This is a genomic window from Mucilaginibacter gilvus, assembly GCF_004054195.1.
In the GTDB taxonomy this organism is placed as follows: Bacteria; Bacteroidota; Bacteroidia; order Sphingobacteriales; family Sphingobacteriaceae; genus Mucilaginibacter; species Mucilaginibacter gilvus.
The window spans coordinates 203491-224436 of the sequence record NZ_SBIW01000004.1 but is presented as its reverse complement, the minus strand read 5'-3'; the positions used below and the strand labels follow the sequence as shown (position 1 = coordinate 224436).

At 46.0% G+C, this 20946-nt stretch carries 20 protein-coding genes; 11 read left to right on the top strand and 9 right to left on the bottom strand.

What is annotated here, in order from left to right; translation table 11 throughout:
• Positions 1-3: 3 nt before the first annotated feature.
• Positions 4-846: an isoaspartyl peptidase/L-asparaginase gene (locus tag EPL05_RS11070; RefSeq protein ID WP_128534026.1), complete on the bottom strand. Its 843-nt coding sequence runs from the start codon at positions 844-846 to the stop codon at positions 4-6.
• Positions 843-1763 (bottom strand): cyanophycinase, encoded by a 921-nt coding sequence (locus EPL05_RS11065; RefSeq protein WP_128534025.1) that lies wholly within the window; start codon positions 1761-1763, stop codon positions 843-845. Before EPL05_RS11065 ends, EPL05_RS11070 begins: the two co-directional genes overlap by 4 nt.
• 157 nt (positions 1764-1920) lie before the next feature.
• On the opposite strand from EPL05_RS11065, the gene cphA reads away from it, so the two are divergent.
• On the top strand, positions 1921-4548 hold the full coding sequence (cphA, locus tag EPL05_RS11060) for a cyanophycin synthetase (protein ID WP_128534024.1): 2628 nt from the start codon (positions 1921-1923) through the stop codon (positions 4546-4548).
• A 285-nt stretch (positions 4549-4833) separates the two neighbouring features.
• Here cphA and EPL05_RS11055 read toward each other — a convergent pair whose 3' ends face one another.
• Entirely contained in the window at positions 4834-5484 is a 651-nt protein-coding gene (locus EPL05_RS11055; RefSeq protein ID WP_128534023.1) for a DNA-3-methyladenine glycosylase family protein, read from the bottom strand.
• A 68-nt stretch (positions 5485-5552) separates the two neighbouring features.
• Here EPL05_RS11055 and EPL05_RS11050 point away from each other — a divergent pair, with 68 nt between their 5' ends.
• From EPL05_RS11050 to EPL05_RS11030, 5 genes are read left to right on the top strand one after another with little or no spacing between them, the layout of a single operon-like run.
• Entirely contained in the window at positions 5553-6833 is a 1281-nt protein-coding gene (locus EPL05_RS11050; RefSeq protein ID WP_128534022.1) for a replication-associated recombination protein A, read from the top strand.
• Between the two features lie 33 nt (positions 6834-6866).
• Positions 6867-7526 (top strand): TMEM175 family protein, encoded by a 660-nt coding sequence (locus EPL05_RS11045; protein ID WP_128534021.1) that lies wholly within the window; start codon positions 6867-6869, stop codon positions 7524-7526.
• 8 nt (positions 7527-7534) lie between these two features.
• Positions 7535-9010, top strand: a complete 1476-nt coding sequence (locus tag EPL05_RS11040) for a DUF5687 family protein (RefSeq protein ID WP_128534020.1) — start codon at positions 7535-7537, stop codon at positions 9008-9010.
• 2 nt (positions 9011-9012) lie between these two features.
• Positions 9013-9756, top strand: coding sequence for an ABC transporter ATP-binding protein (locus EPL05_RS11035; protein ID WP_128534019.1), 744 nt, complete (start codon positions 9013-9015; stop codon positions 9754-9756).
• Between the two features lie 9 nt (positions 9757-9765).
• The gene (locus EPL05_RS11030) at positions 9766-10260 is read left to right on the top strand and encodes a GNAT family N-acetyltransferase (RefSeq protein WP_128534018.1); all 495 of its coding nucleotides are present in this window, start codon (positions 9766-9768) and stop codon (positions 10258-10260) included.
• Positions 10261-10335: 75 nt separating this feature from the next.
• Here the strand turns inward: EPL05_RS11030 and EPL05_RS11025 are convergent, their stop codons facing one another.
• The 4 genes from EPL05_RS11025 to gltX all read right to left on the bottom strand — a co-directional run bounded on the left by EPL05_RS11025 (position 10336) and on the right by gltX (position 14680).
• Positions 10336-10695, bottom strand: a complete 360-nt coding sequence (locus EPL05_RS11025) for an amidohydrolase family protein (protein WP_262708183.1) — start codon at positions 10693-10695, stop codon at positions 10336-10338.
• Positions 10696-10874: 179 nt separating this feature from the next.
• Positions 10875-11561, bottom strand: a complete 687-nt coding sequence (locus tag EPL05_RS11020) for a hypothetical protein (RefSeq protein ID WP_128534016.1) — start codon at positions 11559-11561, stop codon at positions 10875-10877.
• Positions 11562-11731: 170 nt separating this feature from the next.
• Complete coding sequence (locus EPL05_RS11015) at positions 11732-13045, bottom strand: Xaa-Pro dipeptidase (RefSeq protein WP_128534015.1); 1314 nt, start codon at positions 13043-13045, stop codon at positions 11732-11734.
• A gap of 105 nt (positions 13046-13150) precedes the next feature.
• Positions 13151-14680: a glutamate--tRNA ligase gene (gltX, locus tag EPL05_RS11010; protein ID WP_128534014.1), complete on the bottom strand. Its 1530-nt coding sequence runs from the start codon at positions 14678-14680 to the stop codon at positions 13151-13153.
• A 332-nt stretch (positions 14681-15012) separates the two neighbouring features.
• On the opposite strand from gltX, the gene EPL05_RS11005 reads away from it, so the two are divergent.
• Both EPL05_RS11005 and EPL05_RS11000 read left to right on the top strand, forming a co-directional pair.
• A complete protein-coding gene (locus EPL05_RS11005; RefSeq protein ID WP_128534013.1) occupies positions 15013-16233 on the top strand; it encodes a sensor histidine kinase in 1221 nt (406 codons plus the stop codon).
• Positions 16211-16723: a DinB family protein gene (locus EPL05_RS11000; protein ID WP_128534012.1), complete on the top strand. Its 513-nt coding sequence runs from the start codon at positions 16211-16213 to the stop codon at positions 16721-16723. Before EPL05_RS11005 ends, EPL05_RS11000 begins: the two co-directional genes overlap by 23 nt.
• A 58-nt stretch (positions 16724-16781) precedes the next feature.
• On the opposite strand, the gene EPL05_RS10995 is transcribed toward EPL05_RS11000, so the two are convergent.
• Entirely contained in the window at positions 16782-17132 is a 351-nt protein-coding gene (locus EPL05_RS10995) for a DUF6249 domain-containing protein (RefSeq protein ID WP_128534011.1), read from the bottom strand.
• A 303-nt stretch (positions 17133-17435) separates the two neighbouring features.
• Between EPL05_RS10995 and EPL05_RS10990 the strand changes: the two genes are divergently transcribed.
• From EPL05_RS10990 to EPL05_RS10980, 3 genes are all read left to right on the top strand, one after another.
• Positions 17436-18017, top strand: coding sequence for an RNA polymerase sigma factor (locus EPL05_RS10990; protein ID WP_128534010.1), 582 nt, complete (start codon positions 17436-17438; stop codon positions 18015-18017).
• Complete coding sequence (locus EPL05_RS10985; protein WP_128534009.1) at positions 18014-18529, top strand: anti-sigma factor family protein; 516 nt, start codon at positions 18014-18016, stop codon at positions 18527-18529. Before EPL05_RS10990 ends, EPL05_RS10985 begins: the two co-directional genes overlap by 4 nt.
• 332 nt (positions 18530-18861) lie before the next feature.
• Entirely contained in the window at positions 18862-19719 is an 858-nt protein-coding gene (locus EPL05_RS10980; protein WP_128534008.1) for a DUF2911 domain-containing protein, read from the top strand.
• 68 nt (positions 19720-19787) lie between these two features.
• Here the strand turns inward: EPL05_RS10980 and EPL05_RS10975 are convergent, their stop codons facing one another.
• The gene (locus EPL05_RS10975; RefSeq protein ID WP_128534007.1) at positions 19788-20945 is read right to left on the bottom strand and encodes an acyltransferase family protein; all 1158 of its coding nucleotides are present in this window, start codon (positions 20943-20945) and stop codon (positions 19788-19790) included.
• Between the last annotated feature and the right edge of the window lies 1 nt (position 20946).

The window sequence follows — 20946 nt, the reverse complement described above, 5'->3', positions numbered from 1 at the left end:
TGCCTATTCAAACACCTCTGCCTCCCCATCATGCAGGGCCCAAACCATGTAGGGGTGGGTATCGGCGTGGTAAATATCACCGCTGTTGCTTATGCCGATGATGCCGGCAAAGCCGTCGTAAGGTTTCATCTCGTCAAGTGTTTTATCTGTCGCGATGGAGAGAGGCATGCCATCGGTTACACGGGTAACTATTTTGGTGGCTACAGATCCGCTTACAATATCCTCGCCTACGCCCGTGCAGGAAATGCCCGCGAAAGCATTGGCATAATTACCCGCAGTAGTTGCCGAATCGCTTACGCGGCCGGGGATCTCAAAGCCCTTACCGCCGGTTGAGGTAGCGGCGGCTATATCGCCATAAATATCTAAAGCTACGGCGCCAACGGTACCCAGGCGGATAGAGTCGCTTAGTTTCTTTTCGTATTCTTTGCGGCGTTGTGGTATTTCGGTGTTAAAGTATTCAAAGCCGTTCTCTGTGGCAAAATCGCAGGCGCCTTTGCCGCTTAACACGCGGTCGTCATAATCCATCAGTTTTTCGGCAACGCAAATGGGGTTGCGCACATCCTCGATATTAATAACGCCCGAAAACTTTTGCGTTTTGCCGTCCATCAGGGAGGCACTTAAACGAATCTTGCCATCGCTTTGGATCTGCGAGCCGGTACCCGCGTTAAACAGGTCGCAGTCTTCCAGCAGGCGCACGGTGTATACCACGGTTTGCGCGGCGGTATGGTGCTCCAGGTATTTATGGCCCAGGTGTACTATCTCCAGCAGGGCATCCTGCTTGGCCTTTTTTACTTCCTGGTTTGTTTGGCTCTCGCTAAAAAAACCGCCGTGAATAATTAGCTTCATTGTAAATCGTTACTGTCCTGGGCGGTTATAAATACGCCCTCTTCTACCTTAACCGCTTTTTTGATAATCATCTTGTGCTGATCCAAATCGTATTTATCAAATATCGACATCACATGCACCTTCAAATTCTCTATAGAAACAGGGTCGCCTATCTCTACATCATAAACGTTAGTCTCCACAATATTAGTGCCATCAACCAGCATAATTAAACCCGAACCTATAGCTTCCATCATGCAGCCCTCGGTGATCAGCAAGCCGGCATCTTCCCCAAGGCCAATGCCTAATATCCCTGGGTTAGTGGCTACCGCGTACAATAAACGGCCAATACGGCCACGTTGCACAAAGTGGGTATCCACAATAACGGAGTCGATAAAACCAAGTCCTGCAGTGATCTGCACCTCGCCTTTTATCAGGGCCTCGTTGCTTTGTCCGCGATAGATCATGTGGGTTGATGCCGCCGCCGCACCTGCCGATGTACCGGCAATTACAAAGTTTTCCTGATTATAACGCTTTTTTAAGATCTGTAAAAATTGCGTGCCGCCGAAGATGGCGGTGAGCCGCAGCTGGTCGCCGCCGCTAAACATCACTACGTCAGCACGGCTGATGCGGTCGAGATACTCTGGATTAGCGGCATCCTCACGGCTTTTAATGTGCAGAATATTTACGTGGGTAACATTAAGCTGATTAAAGGCCTTAATATATTCATTACCTACAAGCTCAGGTATCTGCGAGGCCGTGGTGATAACTTCTACGGATGAACCCTCCTTTTTTGCCGACTCGTTAATGATGCGGCGCAGGATACCTTTTTCGAAAAACTTGATATAATGCGGCTGCATAATATGTTCCAGCACGCTTACGTTACTGCCCATATCCACAGCACCTCCAATTATTACCAGTTTTCCTTTAGGGCTATTCATTATTTATATCAATTTATACAAATTAAAATAAAAATCATTAAAACACAGGGATTAAATTAATAAAACTGCATTTTTCCGCCGAAAGGTTTTATTAGATTAATAAGTTTTTTAGCTTTAAAACATATTACCCTTACACCAGTTTTTGACACAACATCTTATGAAGATAGAAAATATACAAGTACTGCGCGGCCCTAACCTTTGGAGCGTTAACCGCAAAAAGCTGATACAAATGCGGCTTGATCTGCAGGAAATGGAACAGCGCCCAACCAATGAAGTAGACGGCTTTTACGAGCGTATGAAAGCGCTGATCCCTTCGCTATACAACCACCGCTGCTCACCGGGCGTGCCGGGCGGCTTTTACGAGCGCGTGATCGCCGGCACCTGGATGGGCCACGTGATTGAACATATTGCCCTGGAGATACAAACACTTGCGGGCATGGAAACTGGCTTTGGCCGCACCCGCGAAACCAAAACACCCGGCGTTTATAACGTAGTGTTTGCCTACCTCGAAGAAAAGGTTGGCGTTTTTGCGGCGGAATCTGCCGTAGCCATTGCCGAAGCACTTATTGCAGGCGAAGAATACGACCTCGAAAAAGATATCCAGCAGATGCGCGAGATCCGTGAGAACACACGCCTTGGCCCAAGCACCGGTGCCATTGTGGAAGAAGCTATCGCGAGGAATATCCCATGGATCAGGCTGAACAATCAAAGCCTGGTACAATTGGGCTACGGCAAAAATCAGGTACGTTTCCGCGCCACCATGACGGAGAAAACCAGCAGTATTGCCGTGGATATTGCCAGTAATAAAGACGAAACCAAGCGCCTTTTACAGGAGCAGGCCATCCCTGTTGCCAAAGGCATGACCATAAGCCGTACCGAACAGGTGATAGAGGCCATCGATAGGATAGGCTTTCCGCTGGTGTTTAAACCGCTGGATGGTAACCATGGCCGGGGCATCAGCATCAATATTAACACCATTGAAGATGCGATAGCTGCCTACGAATTTGCGGCCAAAATCTCGCGCCGCGTAATTGTGGAGCGCTTTGTAACCGGTTACGATTTTAGGGTGCTGGTGATAGATAATAAAATGGTAGCCGCCGCCCTGCGCGACCCGGCCCACGTAAAAGGAGATGGTGAACTCACTATTCAACAACTCATCGATAAAGAAAACACCGACCCCCGCCGCGGTTACGGGCACGAAAATGTGCTTACGCTGATCGACGTGGATCGCGACACTTTAGACCTGCTTGAAAAGAAAGGCTATACTTTAGATACCGTGCCGGCCAAGGGTGAAAAGGTGTTTGTAAAATCCACCGCCAACCTTAGCACCGGCGGTACCTCTGTTGATGTTACCGACCATGTACACCCGCAAAACGTTTTCATTTGCGAGCGCATCTCCAAAATTATCGGTTTAGATATTTGCGGCATCGATATTATGGCCGAAAATCTCACCGAGCCCCTTACCGAAAACGGTGGCGTGGTATTGGAAGTTAACGCCGCACCGGGTTTCAGGATGCACATCGCGCCAAGCGAGGGCCTGCCGCGTAACGTTGCCGGGCATGTGATAGACATGCTTTACCCTGCCGGGAAATCGGCAAGGATCCCTATTATCGCCATCACCGGCACCAACGGTAAAACCACAACAACCCGTTTAATAGCACATATTGTGAAAAACAACGGGCACCGTGTAGGCTTCACCACATCTGACGGTATTTACGTGCAAAACACCATGATGCTAAAAGGCGACACCACCGGCCCGGTTAGCAGCGAATTTATCCTGAAAGACCCAACCGTCGATTTCGCCGTACTGGAAACCGCCCGTGGCGGCATCCTGCGCTCGGGCCTTGGTTTTGGGTTTTGCGATATAGGCGTGATCACCAATATACAGGAAGATCACCTCGGCCTGTCAGATATCCATACGCTGGACGACCTGGCCCGCGTAAAAAGCGTGGTGATCAATTCCGTAAAAAAAGACGGATGGGCGGTATTGAACGCCGATAATAAGTATTGCGTAGAAATAGGAAAAAAAGCGGATTGCAACGTGGCTTACTTTAGCCGCAACGAGAACAACCCGGTAGTAATTGCCCATTGCAAAAAAGGCGGTATTGCCTGCGTTTGCGAAAATGGCTTCATCACCATCCAAAAAGGCGACTGGAAGATCCGCGTGCAACGCACCATCCTCATCCCGCTTACTTTTGGCGGTACTGTGGCCTTTATGATTGATAACGTAATGGCTGCCACCCTCGCTACCTTCCTCCACGGCTTTAAAACCGAAGACATCAAAATGTCGCTGGAAACCTTTATTCCGTCGGCAGCGCAAACACCAGGCAGGATGAACATCTTTGAGTTCAAGGATTTCCGCTTCATGATCGATTTCGCGCACAATCCGGACGGCTTTAACGGCATCAAACAGTTCCTGAGCCATATCGATTCGCCACTGAAAATAGGCATCATAGCCGGCACCGGCGACAGGCGCGACGAGGACATCATCGAGCTGGGTAAAATAGCTGCGGAAATGTTCGACTACATCATCCTCCGCCAGGAAAAACACCTGCGCGGCCGTACCGAAGAGAATATATTGGACCTGCTAAAAACGGGTATCGCATCCGAAGGTGGCAACACTCCGTACGAGATTGTGCCAAAGGAAATAGACGCTATTAAGCACGCCATGAGCATGGCTAAACCGGGAGCATTCATTGTAGCCTTGAGCGATGTAATAAGCAACGCCATAGAAACCGTACAAAACTACCAGGAGCAGGAGCGCAACGGGTTGTTTAACGTTTAGGCGAAGCCCCCCCAGCCCCCTGAGGGGGAGTTTTTGAAAAACATAAGCCTGCCAGATTTTATCGGGCAGGCTTTTTTGTGGGTTACTGTTTCACAAATAGCAATTTTTAGCGAAAATTCCCTATTCTATTTTTAACATATCTTGTTAGCAGCAAGACAATTAAACTAATTACCTAAACAACAGGGGTGTTCCAAAGTGTTTCACGAAAAACTGTAAAACGCTGATTGTCAATATTGTTTTAAAAATAAGTGTTCCACATTGAAATTGGAACACCTGCAACCAAACTTAACCTTTTTTCATTTTAGCGGCCCTTGGCGCGGGCGATGACAAATAATAATGCCATAGCAACATGCTCGCTACCGTTCGGTAGGGCTTCCACTGCTCGCCAACCATTTTTAATTCCTCTTTGGCGGTTTCTTTGGGTAAGCCTTTCAACCGTTTAATGGCGTTCACAATAGCGAGGTCGCCGAGGGGGAGAATATCGGAGTGCTGGAGTACAAACATCAGGTATACGTCCACCGTCCAGTTGCCAATGCCCTTAAGGGCGCAAAGTTCCCGGCGGATCTCATCATTTTCCATTTGCCCAAATGCCTCAAGGCTGAGTTGGCCGCTAATAATAGCTTCTGCCAAATACCTCACGTATGCCGATTTCTGCCTGCTGAAATAGCATTCGCGCAGTTCTAAATCGGTAAGCAATAAAATTCGCGCGGGGGTTATTTCTTGGATTCGTTCGCGCAGTTTATTCAGCGCAGATAATGCGGATGCGAGCGATACCTGCTGCTCCAGGATGATATGCACCAATGTTTCGAAGGAGTTTGGCCGCGTCCACATGGGCGGGTAGCCATGGTTTTGAATAACAGCGGCGAAGTCGGCATCCATTTGGCCAAGTTCGTTGCAGATGGAGTGGTATGTAGATTGGTTAAACTGTTGAGGCATATAATTGTTAATTTAAAATTACTAATCTTTTTAGGATTTAGCGTTTCAATTTCTGAATTTTACATTTTATGAAAAACCTGCCGCCATTAGCCGAACGTATGCGCCCAAAATCATTGGATGATTATGTGGGGCAGAAACATTTGGTTGGCCCGGGCGCGGTACTACGCAAGGCCATCGAGAGCGGCACGCTGCCCTCCATGCTGTTTTGGGGGCCGCCGGGGGTGGGTAAAACTACACTGGCGTATATTATCTCACAGTCGCTTTACCGACCCTTCTTCTCGCTGAGCGCTATCAATTCGGGGGTGAAGGATGTACGCGAAGTGATCGAAAAAGCATCTATCCTTAAGGAACAGGGCGAGATATTACCCATTCTTTTCATTGATGAAATCCACCGTTTCTCCAAGTCTCAGCAGGATTCATTGTTGGGTGCCGTGGAGCGTGGCATTGTTACGCTGATAGGCGCTACTACAGAGAATCCTTCTTTCGAGGTTATTTCCGCGTTACTCTCCCGTTGCCAGGTATATATTTTGCAGCATTTAGCCGAACAGGATTTGCTCGATCTGCTGGAGAAAGCGCAAAAGGAAGATGTGCTAATCAAGGAAAAAAATATAGTCGTTGAAGAATATGAAGCCCTGCTTCGCCTCAGCGGTGGCGACGCCCGTAAGCTCCTCAACATCTTTGAGCTGTTGGTGAACGCTTTCGACAGCAAGAAAATAGTTTTGACCAATGATGTTGTACTGGAGCATGTGCAGCAAAACATGGCCCTGTACGATAAAACCGGCGAGCAGCATTATGATATCATTTCGGCCTTCATCAAATCTATGCGCGGGAGCGACCCTAACGGTGCTGTTTACTGGCTTGCCCGCATGATCGTAGGCGGGGAAGACCCGCTGTTTATCGCCCGCCGGATGCTCATACTGGCATCCGAGGATATTGGTAACGCCAACCCGAATGCATTGCTATTGGCGCAAAGCTGCTTCAACGCTATACAAGTGATCGGGATGCCCGAATCGCAATTGATCCTTTCGCAAACGGTGATCTATTTGGCTACGTCGGCAAAAAGCAATTCGGCTACAACAGCTATCGCCGCGGCCATTGCCCTGGTAAAACAAACCGGTGACCTGCCCGTGCCTTTGCACCTGCGCAACGCACCTACCAAGCTAATGAAGAACATTGGTTACGGCAAAAATTACAAATACGCGCATAGTTACGAAGGCAACTTTGCCGATCTCGATTTTCTGCCCGAGGCCATCCGGGGCACTAAAATTTACGAACCGGGTAACAACGCTAAAGAGAACGAGTCCAAAGATAAAATGAGGAAACTTTGGGGCGACAGGTATAAGTATTAGTTAATATTTATTACCTTCAGTCATTAACCCTTGATGATGCTAAACCACGACCTCAAAAAAGAATTCCAGGTAGAGCGCATTGCATTCTTTAGTGATGCAGTTTTCGCCATCGCTATTACCCTTTTAATTATCGAAATTAAAGTGCCCGAGGTACACGGCGAGCGGTTTAGTTCTGCCGAGATAGTTCAAGGGCTGTTCGCGCTTATCCCGAAATTTATCGGGTTTATAGTAAGTTTTTTTGTAATTGCATTGTATTGGGTTAACCACCACCAAATATTTAAGTATGTGGTGCATTATAGCCCAAAGTTAGTTTGGACCAACCTCTTTTTGTTGTTCTCTATCGTGATGATGCCTTTCAGCTCAGCGTTTTACAGCGATTACTGGCTTTCGTACAGCGCCGTACCCCTGGGTTTTTACGTTGTAAACATTTGCCTAACCGGTTTTATGAATACCCGCTTGTGGTACGTGGTAAGCAACCCGGCGAATAAATTGAGCGAGGGTTTAACTAATCGGGCGTTTGTTTCGTACTGCAAGGCCCGCTCTATGATAGCACCTTTTGTGTTCTTACTTTCTTTTCTGGTCAGCACGTTCAGCATGCGTATTGCGTATTGGTGCCCCGGTCTTATTTTTGTATTTATGATGTTTTTAAAACGGTATTACCGTAAAAAGCACCCCGAACTATTCATCAAATAAACACCTGCATGATATCAACCTTTTTCAGTCACGAACTAAAAGCTTTTTGGCGGTCAAAAAATACCGGGAAAAGTATAGCGGTAAAAGTAGTAATGGGGATACTCATCCTAATATTGCTGCTTTACGTTGTTGCATTAGGCGTATTTTTAGACCTATTGTTAGGCAAAATATTCCCGAAGGTTGATCTTATTGTTTCTTTTTGCGGCATTATATTGGTTTACTTTTTGTTTGATATGTTAATGCGATTGCAACTGCAGGAACTGCCCACCCTTAAAGTACAGCCATACTTGCATTTGCCCGTAACACGTAACAGCGTAGTTGGCTACCTGGCTTTAACCGCCCTTCTTTCATTTTTTAATCTTTGGCCCATCATCCTTTTTACGCCCTTTATTTTAAAGGTGATTCTGCCTGCGTCTGGCGCTATGGCAACAATAACCTTCCTGCTTTCTATTATATCATTGTCGGTATTTAATAACTACCTGGCTATGTATATAAAGCGCAAAGCCAATTTAAACGGGTGGATATTTTTGGTTGCCGGCGCAGTGCTGGCGCTTTTAAGTGCCGGCGATTATGTTTGGCATTTTTATTCCATGCGCAATTTGTCCTACTTGTTCTTCGGCGCGTTGTTAACCAAGCCTTACCTGGCTTTGCTGCCACTGGTAATGGGTGGGGCCATGTTTTATTTAAACTTCATCTACCTCAAGGGTAACCTGTACCTCGAAGAACTGGGCTCGCGAAAAGCAGCAGCTTACAAAAGCAGTACCGAGATCCCCTTCCTGAGCCGCTATGGCAGCGTGGGCGACTTGGTTGCCAACGAGATAAAACTAATACTACGCAATAAGCGCTCGCGGTCGGCATTGATCATGAGCAGTTTCATGCTTTTTTACGGCCTGATATTTTATACCCAAAAAGTTTATCCCGATGGATTTAAGATCTTTTTGGGGATGTTCATGACGGGGATCTTCATCATCAGTTACGGGCAGTTTATGTTTAGCTGGCAAGCCTCTCACTTTGATGGGTTGTTGGTAAGCAATGTTAAGTTTACCGATTTTTTAAAGGCCAAATACGTGTTGTTCACCATCGTTTCTACGCTGGCGTTTTTGCTTACGCTGCCCTATGTTTACTTTGGGTGGCGGGTGATCTTTATCCACTTTGTAATGTACCTGTGGAATTTAGGAGTAAATACAACCATCGTACTGTTTTTTGCTAACCGAAATTATAAACGTATCGATTTATCTAAAGGCGCATCCTTCAATTGGGAGGGCGTTGGGGCAACGCAAATGCTGCTATCCTTCCCGCTAATGCTATTGCCCTACCTGGTGTATTGGCCTTTCAGTGTATTTGGGATGCAGTACGCCGCGTATGCTGCTTTGGCGGCGACAGGGCTGGGCTTTGTTGCCACCCGCAGCTTCTGGATTAAAAAATTGGAGGCCGATTTCTATTCAAAAAGATATAAAATAGCCGAAGGCTTCAGAAACAAATAACCATGATCGAGATAAAAAACCTCAAAAAAGTGTATGCCGGCGCAACCGTAGTGAATGTGCCGCAACTGGAGATAAAAAAAGGCGAAAGTATTGGGCTTGTGGGCAATAATGGTGCGGGTAAAACCACCCTGTTCCGCATGATATTGGATCTGATACGCCCCGAAAGCGGGGAAGTATTATCCAATGGCTACAATGTCGCCGGTGCCGAAGCATGGAAAAACTATACCGCATCTTACCTGGATGAGGGTTTTTTGATTGATTACCTCACCCCCGAAGAATACTTTTATTTTATTGGCGGCCTGCATCAGCAAAACAGGGCCCAGGTTGATGAAACGCTTTTAGGCTTAACCGACTTTTTCAATGGCGAGATCCTAAAAAAAGGCAAATACATCCGCGACCTATCCAAAGGCAACCAGTGCAAGGTTGGGGTTGGCAGCTGCCTGTTGCAAAAGCCCGAATTGTTGATGCTGGACGAACCTTTTGCTAATATAGACCCAAGCACACAGTTTCGTTTAAAGAACATCCTGAAGACCGAGAATAAGAACAACGGCGTAACCACCATCGTATCCAGCCACGATCTGAACCACGTAACCGATGTGTGCGACCGCATTTTACTGATGGAAAAGGGTGTTATTATTAAAGATATTGCCACCAGCTCATCTACCCTCAGCGAACTGGAAGAATACTTTGGGGTAGGGCAGATAGTTACGCCTGAAATTAAGGTTGACAAAGAGGAAAACCACTAAATTTGCTGAATGTACGCCATTAAAGAAGCAACCATTGCCGATACAGATGCGATCATTAGCATCGCCAGCGAAACGTACTGGTCGGTTTATGGGCCGATACTGAAGAAGGAACAGATTATCTTCATGCTGGGCACTATTTACAGTGTGGAAACAATATCAGGGCAAATAGAAAACAATGCTCAATCATTTCTCCTGTTGCAGGAAGATGATGAGCCGGTAGCCTTTGCCGCCTATTCCCCGCGGACGGAGAACCCCGAAGTATACAAGCTGCACAAGCTTTATTGCCTCCCCAAAACCCAGGGAAAAGGTTATGGTAAGATCCTTGTAAACGCCGTTGCGGATAAGGTAAATGAGGCCGGCAAAAACACCTTAGACCTAAACGTAAACCGCTACAACAACGCCAAAACCTTTTACGAAAAGATGGGCTTTGAAGTGGTTTATGAGGAGGATGTGCCTATTGGCGAGTATTGGATGAACGATTTTGTGATGCGGAGAGAATTGTAATGTCCCTTTTTTTCTAAATTGCCTACACCTCATCATTGCCGCGCTTCGCTCGCAATGATGCTGTTTTTCATCTTTTTATTTCACCCCTAACTCGTTCTTAACCACTTCACCACCTTTCATTACAAAGGGTACGTTTTCAAGTGTGGTGATATCTGCCAATGGATCGTTCTTTACAGCTATCAGGTCGGCAAATTTACCGGGGGCTATGGAGCCAACTTTTGTTTTCCAGCCCAGCAGATCAGCAGCGCTGATGGTGGCCGATTGGATGGCCTGCATAGGCGATAAGCCAAATTTCACCATATACTTAAACTGCTTTCCGTTCCAGCCATGGGGATACACGCCGGCATTGGTACCGAAAGCGATTTTAACACCCGCATTTACAGCGCGTTGGTAACTTAAACGTTGTTCGCGGCCTGCCAACCTTTCTTTGGCGATGATCTTTTCGGGCGTACGAATCGGCCTTTTGCGCGAAAGCGGTGCTAACGCAAAAAAGCATCAGTAGGCTACCGATGCTTTTGATATATTTTACCAACTGACCAAAAGTAACCAAACTCTACTGACTTAGGCTACATGCTATAGTGGGTCGAGAACAAGTTGATATCTAACGTAACGGTTTATAAGAGATTAATGAGTTTTAATAATGTTCCCGGTTTAATTTTACCGCCAGCCTTAGTCGATAATAATATAAAATAAAGTGCTTTCCTTTTTTTTAGAAAAAGAACCTCGATAGGCTGGTGTTTTTCATCTAATGGCTCTCCAAATACATCCTGCGGAAGGTCTTTGTCGAATTTTATTAAAAAACTTTTGAAATTAGAATAAAAGTAGGCAACAGAATCGTTCTGAATTAAATTTTTCGTATTTAATCCAAATAAATTGAAATGAAGTTTTGATATCCTATCAGGAGTTCCCGATTTATAACGAATGTTAAGTTGCTCTCCGCCAAATCCTGATCGATAAACGACGTCGTACGAAATAGGAATATCAGCAGTAGTGAACACAAAATCGTTAGAAAACTGAATCTTTGAGAGCGAATCAAGCTTATAAACTTCAACAAATAAGTCATCTCCAACTTTGAACTCCGAAATCGGATTTCTATATTTACTCTTAACTGTATTTATAAAAATAAGCTTGCCCGTATCTTTAAATAATCTATTATAATCGGGCGAAATATAAGTTGTATCCCTTTGAGGGTCATCCCTCATTTGTTTGATCGTTTCATCCCCAAGATTTTTTATATATAAGGCAAACCATATAAAAAGGATCGCAATTACTCCAAAGATTATAAAATAACGTAGTTTCATTTGTATTTTTTATTCATTGTATTTGGACTGTTTGTAACCCATTATACGAATAAATCCATTGTCGTCCTAAAACCTCAGGGTCCTCTATCGAGAGACCCTGCGGGAACGGGAAATTGCCTACACCTCATCATTGCCGTGCTTCGCTCGCAATGATGCTGTTTTTCATCTTTTTATTTCACCCCTAACTCATTCTTAACCACTTCGCCGCCTTTCATTACAAAGGGTACGTTTTCCAGGGCGGTGATATCTGCCAGCGGATCGTTCTTCACGGCTATCAGGTCGGCGAATTTACCGGGGGCAATGGAACCAACTTTGGTTTTCCAGCCCAGCAGATCAGCAGCGCTTATAGTGGCCGATTGGATGGCCTGCATAGGCGATAAGCCAAATTTCACCATGTATCTGAATTGCTTGCCATTCCAGCCATGGGGATACACGCCGGCATCGGTACCGAAAGCGATTTTAACACCCGCATTTACAGCGCGTTGGTAACTTAAACGTTGTTCGCGGCCTACTAATCTTTCTTTGGCGATGATCTTTTCGGGTGTGCCATGTTTAGCGTAATCACTCAGGATATAATCATCATCATAAATATCGGCTACCAGGTAAGTGCCGTGCTCTTTCATTAAAGCGATGGCCTCATCATCCAGCAAACTGCCATGCTCAATAGACGCGACGCCTGCTTTAACCGCCATTTTTATAGCGATAGTGCCATGCGCATGTGCACAGGCCCTTAAACCCCAAAGATGCGCTTCATCAACAATAGCATTCATTTCTTCCTGCGTAAACTGTGGTGCGCCCACGCTGGTTTCCTCGCTTAACACACCAGCGCTCGCGCCAAATTTTATTACCTCTGCACCGTACTTAATGTTGTAACGCACCTGGGCACGCACACCTTCCACGCCATTGGCAACGCCACTCATTTGTTTAGGCCCAACCCATTCTATATAAGGCGAAAAACCATTTAGGTCGCCGTGGCTGCCCGTGCTGCCAATAAACAGGGTGGCCACTAACAAGCGAGGGCCGGGGATGTCACCCCGGTTGATAGCGTTACGCAAGGCAACATCTACAAAAGCCGAGGCACCAACATCGCGGCAGGTGGTAAAACCTGCTTCTAAAGTTCGTTTAGCGAAAACAGGGGCAACAATGGCCATATCAACCGGTGTTTTGCGGAAGATATCTTCGTAGTAGTTTTCTCCGGGCTGCGAAGTGAGGTGGGTGTGGCAATCTATCAGGCCGGGCATTACAGTGGCACCGCTCAGGTCGATTACCTTAGCCCCGGCCGGTATAACAATAGTGCTGCCAACAGCCTTAATGGTGTCGTGGTCAATCCATATCACCTGGTTGGCAAGCACCCGGCCCTTTTCTACATCAACAAAACGGCCCGCTTTTATATACTTAACCGAATCGGCCTTTTGTGCCAAGGTGGCTGTAACGCAAAAAAGCATCAGTAGGCTACCGATGCTTTTTATATATTTTTTGTTCATGATATTTCGGGATGAGGTGTATCCCAATAATACGAATAAATTTTGGTTAAGTGCGATATGCGAAGTATCGGGCCTCTACAAATATGCTTTTCAAAAGCTCCCCCTTCAGGGGGCGGGGGGGGCAAACGCCGCCAGCGCCTTGTCTATCCGTTTCAATGTTTCCGATTCGCCCAGCAAAGCGGCGATATCAAATACATGCGGGCCAAACTTGCCACCTACCAGCATAATGCGGAAGGGCAGCATCACATCGCCAAGTTTCAGTCCTTTTTCCTCGGCCAGGGCTTTAAAGCGGGCTTCCAGGTCGGCCGGTTCAAAGGTATCCGAGTGGCTAAAATTATCTTTCAGCTGATTGAAGAAATCCGTTTTAACGTCGGTCCATTTTGGTTTAACGGAGTTGATATCGTATTCCTTGGGGCACTGGAAAAAGTATGATGCCTGCTGATAAAAATCAGTCAGCAATACGCAACGGTCCTTCACCACGTCAATTATTTTCAGCAGGTAAGCTTCTTTATTAATCGTTACACCTTTGGCGGTTAACACTTCGGCTACTTTTACCTTTAATTTTTCTGCAGGTGCATTCTTTATCCATTCGGCGTTGTACCATTTTGCTTTTTCAAAGTCAAATTTAGCACCCGCCTTGCTGATGCGCTCGATAGAGAATTTTTCTATCAGCTCTTCCAGCGTGAATATTTCCTGTCCGGTGCCATCGTTCCATCCGAGCATGGCCAGCAGATTTAAAAACGCGCCTGGCAAAAAGCCCAGCTCGCGGAAGCCCGGTGTGTGCTCGTCTGTTTTAGCGTCGTACCAGTTCATGGCATATACCGGGAAACCCAGGCGTGCACCATCGCGCTTGCTCAGTTTGCCGTGCCCGTCGGGTTTTAGTATCAAAGGCAAGTGCGCCCACTTTGGCATATCTTCTTTCCAGCCCAAATACTCCCATAACAACAGGTGTACCGGTGCCGATGGCAACCACTCCTCACCGCGGAAAGCGTGGGAGATCTTCATCAGGTAGTCATCTACCACTACGGCTAAGTGATAGGTAGGCATGCCGTCGGCCTTTAATAACACTTTATCGTCTACCAAGCCAGTCTCAAAGCTTACATAGCCACGGATCATGTCATGAAAGCTGATGGTTTCGTTATCAGGCATTTTTATACGGATAACATGCGGCGTGCCATTATGCAACAGGGCTTCTACTTCCTGCAAAGGCAGGGTAAGCGAATTACGCAGGCCGCTGCGGTGCGTATGGCCGTATTGAAAGTTGGGCACTTCCTTGCGTTTGGCATCCAATTCTTCAGTCGTATCAAAAGCATAATAGGCATGTCCTTGTGATACCAGCCGTTCGGCGTATTCGCGGTAAATTACCTTGCGCTCGCTTTGGCGGTATGGCGCGTATTGCCCACCTACCGAGGGGCTTTCATCAGGAACGAGGCCGCACCAGGCCAGGCAATCGGCTATGTACTTTTCTGCGCCCTCTACGTAACGGCTCTGGTCGGTATCTTCAATACGTAAAACAAAATCACCGCCGTGTTTTTTGGCAAACAGATAATTAAACAATACGGTACGCACACCACCAAGGTGTAAACCACCTGTAGGGCTTGGCGCAAAACGAACTCTTACTTTTTTCTCAGACATAGCTGGGCAAAGATAGGGTTTAGTATTATAGTGCAAAAGGTTAAGGGATTTTTGACGCTGAGGGGATAGGGCTGAGCAATTGCGCGCACCGCCTGGCGAGTGGACTCACCCCTAACCCCTCTCTGCTGCGCAAAGAAGGGAGCTTGTTTTCTTTTTAACCCTCTTTGCGCAGCAGAGAGGGTCGGCCAACGGAGTGTAGCCGGGGTGAATGCACTCTGCAAGCGAGAATAAACAATTTGGCTCAGCTACGTACTCTCTCCACAATAAAAACATTTTGTGTAATTTGCCGCTTCTCCGGGCCTTACGGACTTCCTGGACCACGGACTTATTAAATGAACCCATACCAACAAAAACGAACCTGGAAATATTCGCTGCTTGCTTTTGCCGTTGTTATTGCCAGCGGGTCGCTGCTTTACACCAGCTATTTGGTAAAAAACATAGCTAAATCTGAACGTACGCGTGCGCAGGTATGGGCCATGAGTATAAGGCAAATGCTATCGTCAGACGATAACGATTTCCTGAATTACGTTTTGGCTGTTCGGGACAGCTCGGTGGTGCCATCCCTCGTGGTTAACTCCCAGGGTGAATTTCAGCTCACCCGCGGCCTGGACACTACCAGAACCTTTAATAAGCTGGACCCCGAAGATCTGAAAGCAAAGCACCAAAAATACGATCTGCAATATTTTAAAGACGAGCTGGAGTACATGAAAAGCCAGCACGAACCTATCCAGCTTACCGTTTTAAACGAGCGCTGGCTTGTTTATTATAAAGATTCGCCCCTGCTTACGCAGCTAAAAATATTCCCGTACATCCAGCTATCGGTAATAGCCATATTTTTAATGGTGGCTTATACAGCATTCAGCTCTTCCCGCAAATCTGAACAGGACCAGGTTTGGGTTGGATTGGCTAAAGAAACGGCCCACCAGCTGGGTACGCCCATATCATCCTTAATGGCATGGATAGAACTGATAAAAGATAAATTTAACGCCGAGGACGACCCGCTGCTGGCGGAGATGGAGAACGACGTAAAGCGGTTAGAGATAGTTGCCGATCGCTTCTCCAAAATAGGTTCGGTACCAAAACTGGAAACCCAGCCGGTTTATGATGTGGTAAAAGATTATGTAGATTATTTCAGGGTGCGGGTGAGTGATAAGATAAGTTTCGAACTTACCGGTAACCGGCGCCTGCTGGCCGGGCTTAATATACCTTTGTTTGATTGGGTACTAGAAAATCTGCTGAAAAACGCGGTAAACGCCATTGATAGCACAGGCAGCATCAAGGTAAATATCAGTGGTAGCCGCGCCAAAAAGCAAATTTATATTGATGTGTCTGATACCGGCAAGGGTATCCCGCGTTCTAAGTTCGAGACCGTATTTCAGCCGGGGTACACTACCCGCAAACGCGGCTGGGGGCTGGGCCTTTCGCTCACCAAGCGCATGATACAAAACTACCACAACGGACAAATTTTTGTGCGCGACTCGGAGCTGGGCAAGGGCACAACCTTCAGGATAGTATTAAAAAGTTTAACAGATGATAGCAAGGCCACAACCTAACGAATACCCTGTATTTGCGGGTACGTATGTAAACATGGTATCCCAAGGTGCCGATGTAATGCAATTATTAGCCAATTCGATAGCAGAAACCCACAACTTGTTCAGCAATTTGCCGTCAGAGAAAGCGCTTTATGCCTACGCCGAAGGCAAATGGACCGTTAAGCAAGTTTTGGGGCACATGATAGATACCGAGCGGGTGTTCGCTTTTCGGGCGTTTTGCTTCTCGCGCGAGCAGGTAACACTGCCGGGTTTCGACCAGGATACATATGTAAACAATACTGATTATAACAGCCGCCGTTTGCAGGACCTGGCGGATGAGTTCCGTATGACCCGTCAATCAAACCTGTACGTGTTCCGCAATTTCACCGAAGAGCAGATCAACCGCAACGGCACCGCCAGCGGAAATTATTTAACGGTAAGGGCGCTTATTTACATGACTTCCGGGCACGAACTGCACCACCTACGGATATTGAAGGAAAAATATTTATAAACCAAAAAAAGGGGTAACGTAAACGCTACCCCCTTCCATGTGTAAAGTTTTTACAAGCTTACTCTTTTTCGTTGTTGTAAAGCTCTTTTTTCTCAATGCGGTAAGAAAGCACCAAACCTAAACCGCCGAAGATAGCTATCAGGCCAAAGTAGATGGCTGCGTTTTCGTCGCGGGTAGCTTCAAATACGGTGCGGTCTAAAAGGAATGCTAAAAACAATCCTACACCCGCACCGATAAGTAACAAACCCCATTTTAGGTTTTGATATGGCGCTGGTTGTGCCTTGTAGTTGCGGGGATCCATGCCGCGTTCAATCATTGCCATACGTTCGCGGTTTCTAACGTAAACAATTCCGAAGATCATTGCGAAAAGCCCAAGGGAAATTAATATTGGGACCAAAATTCCTTCCATAATACTATAAATTTAAATAAGTGTGTATTTTTTGTTTTCAAACCCACCACTACGGTGTATTTGTATGCTATGACCACACGTTTTTTAACAAGGTTACACCCACTAAGAAAAATAATTTCGGATGTTGAGTGTTCAATTTCGAATTTCGCCATGCTATATATTATATACTTACCTTTATATAGCTATTCGAAGTAGGGCATCTTATTATCAACGTATAAAAAGCAAATTCGAAATTGAACACTCAACATTCGAAATTAAGGTGTAACCTAATCGCGGGCCATGTAGTCAGAGAGGTTGTATAATATGCAAAACAAGCTTTCCGATATCGAATTGATAGAACAAACCCTGGCGGGGAACCAATCGGCCTATGCCGACCTGGTTAAACGGCACCAGCGCTTTGTGTTTACATTGGCTATGCGTTTTGCAAAAGGGCGCGAAGATGCGGAGGAGATAGCCCAGGATTGTTTTATAAAGGCGTATCGCTCCTTATCAAGCTTTCAGCAGCAAAGCAAGTTTAGTACATGGCTGTACAGTATTGTATATACCACGGCCATGACCTTTCTGCGGAAAAAACGGATAGATACCTCATCGATAGATGATGATGAAAGCTATATACAGATAGAGCATAAACCAAGCGCGTATGATATCAACAACATCGAAAACAAATCGAGGTCTTTTTACCTCAACCAGGCCATAGCACAACTATTGCCCGATGATGCAACCATCATTACGCTTTTTTATAAAGGCGAGCAATCGCTCGAAGAAATTGCACAGGCCCTGGGAATGGAGGCCAATACCGTTAAGGTAAAACTATTTAGGGCGCGCCAGCGTTTAAAAGAACGGCTGGAGCGTAATTTAAAACACGAAGTTAAAGAACTGATATGAACAGTATAGAAGAACAACTTTGGAACTACATTGATGGCTCCTGTACCCCCGCGGAACAGCAGGCCATAACCGCGCTTATTGCGCAGGATGAGGCTTACCGCATTAAATACAATGAGTTGCTAAAACTGAACCAGGAATTCAGCACCATGGAAATGGATGAACCGTCGATGGCATTCACCTACAATGTGATGGAAACCATCCGTACAGCAAACGCCTTGAAGCCCCTTAAAGCGGCTATAAATAAGCGTATTATTTGGGGCATAGCCGCATTCTTTATTATAACCATAGCTATCCTGGTGATATTCGCATTGAGTACACTTAACTGGAGCATGCCCTCCGGCAATGGCCGCTTCGACGTTAACATAAAAATGCCCGAGCAATTGGACAGCAATCATGTAAAAAGTTTCTTTTCGGGCGGCGTGCTAAAGGGCTTCCTATTTTTCGATCTGGTGATGGGCTTGTTCCTTTTAGATGCATACCTGCGCAGAAAACAGAATGCAAAACAACACTAATTGCTTACAACCGTGTACGTTTTTTCTGACAAGATGTACAACAACTGTAGCAACTACATTAAATAGCGCACTATATATCAACATTATATACAGCGTTAAGTAACAAATAAAATACGCTTAAACACCAAATAAGGTTTGGTATAGTATTTGTAATATATAACACGGACCGGCTATCTGCCGGTTAATTGTGATAAGGTTTAGGTTGAAAGTCCCCCGGAGCAAGTCTGGGGGGCTTTTATTTTTTAACACTTTTTGCATGCAAGCCCTTAGCAGCTATTTCATTAAAAATTCATTTAACAATTATTACCTTAGTGCTAAATTTTACCGATCTGATGAAGAAACCGTTTTTATACCTCTTTGCCATCATGCTGGCGTGTTGTACCTCCGCCAGTTTATTTGCACAAGAACCGCCCCGCATCCCAGAGGCCAGCTCTACTCAAACCATCATTCAGGATTTTGGCCTGGGCAAAATAACCGTTACCTACTCCAGGCCAAATGTAAAAGGCCGTAAAATATTTGGCGGCATAAACCCGTATGGCGAAGTTTGGCGCACCGGCGCAAACGCTGCAACCACCATCATCCTTAGCGAAAGTGTAATTTTCGAAGGTGTAAAAGTACCGGCCGGAACCTACGCATTGTTCAGCATTCCCGGTGAAAACGAGTGGACCATCATCCTTAACAAAACAGCAAAACAATGGGGTGCCTATAGCTACAAGCAGGAAGATGACCTGTTGCGTGTTAAAGTAAAACCACGTAAGGTTGATGAGAAAAGAGAAACCTGCACCATGCAGTTTGCAAACTCCACCACAAAATCCACCGATTTTTATATTGTTTGGGACCATACTGCTGTACCCATCCATCTGCAAACCGATGATGACGCGCAGATAACTGCCAACATAGAAAAACTAATGCAGGGCGAAAAAGCAAACCGCCCTTATTTTAACGCTATACAATATTTTTACGAGAACGATAAAGACCTGAATAAAGCCATGCAATGGGCCTTAGAAGCCGAAAAAATGGAGCCAAATGGCCCATGGTACAAACTATGGAAGGCCCGCATCCAGCTAAAAATGGGTGATAAGGCAAAAGCTATCGCCACCGCCCAGGAAGGCGTTAAGATTGCAAAAGCAACAAAAGACGATGAGTACGTTAGGCTAAACGAAGCAGTGATAACCCAGGCAAAAAACTAAACCGTAGTTTTAAAAGATATCTCTAAGGAGGCGCGATAATTCGCGCCTTTTTGGTTTTAAATGGATTCTCATAGAGATGCAAACTTTTGCGTCTCTATGAGAGCCTCTGTTTTCCGCTCCAAAACCCTGTCGCGCATTCTCAAAAAGGGTTTCTCTACTACAACATGTAGCAACACAGCGGCTGCTATTACCACAATAAAACAGATCAGCATCGTGATGTTGCTATTGGGGTCGAAGCCATAAGGTTTTAATAAACGCTGGGTTAGAGGCATCAATCCCTTGTGCGACAGATAAAGGCTGTAAGATAAGGCGGCGATCTTTTCTGTTACCGCCCAGCGGTATTTATATAAAACACTTACGGGATGTACAGCTGCCATAACCAATATGCCATAACCAAAAGCTACTGCCGGGAAACCAAATATAGTTGCCTTTATATTAGTCTCGTCCATATTTAAATAATACGCGCCAATTAACACTAACAGCCCTAAGGGCAAAAGCCAATTGGATGCTTTGCCTATTTTTGCGAACCAAGGCGGACGGTAATGATAAAGGGCCGATACCGCAATCCCAACCAGCAATGGATCGAGCCGGTTATAGGTGGGGTAATAAATATAGGTGCGGAATACGGCACTAAATGCATCGGTATTGGCATAAGGCGCTATGAGTTGCCAGCCATACCACCTAATCACGAAGCCAGCTAAAAATATCGCCATCAAAAGCAGCAGACCCTTTTTGCCTGCTTTGTAACAAGCCAGCGCAAGCAGCGCCAATGGCAATACCAGGTAAAATTGTTCCTCCACACAAAGCGACCATGAGTGCGAAAACGTTCCCTCCACCCGGGTATCCATCCCAAAGTTTTTGGTGAATGTAAGAAAGCGCCACAGCGGCGATAAGGTTTCCCGCTCATGGTATGCCGGCACTAAAAAATAAACCGCCACAATAAACAGGTACGCCGGCAAAATGCGGAAAGAACGCTTGATGAAATATGCTTTTAAAGATATGGTGCCTGTTTTAGATAGCTCGGCAAAAAGGTGCGAGGAGATGAGGAAACCGCTTAGTACAAAAAACAGGTCAACGCCCGTCCAACCGAAGCCGCCAATTACAGGCACCCAGTTCGGGTGGCCGAAAAGGCGGTAATGATAAATTAAAACGTAGCAGATGGCAAAGGCACGCAAATGATCAAGCCCGTAAAGTTTTTTTGGGAATTGAACGGGCGGGGATTGCATA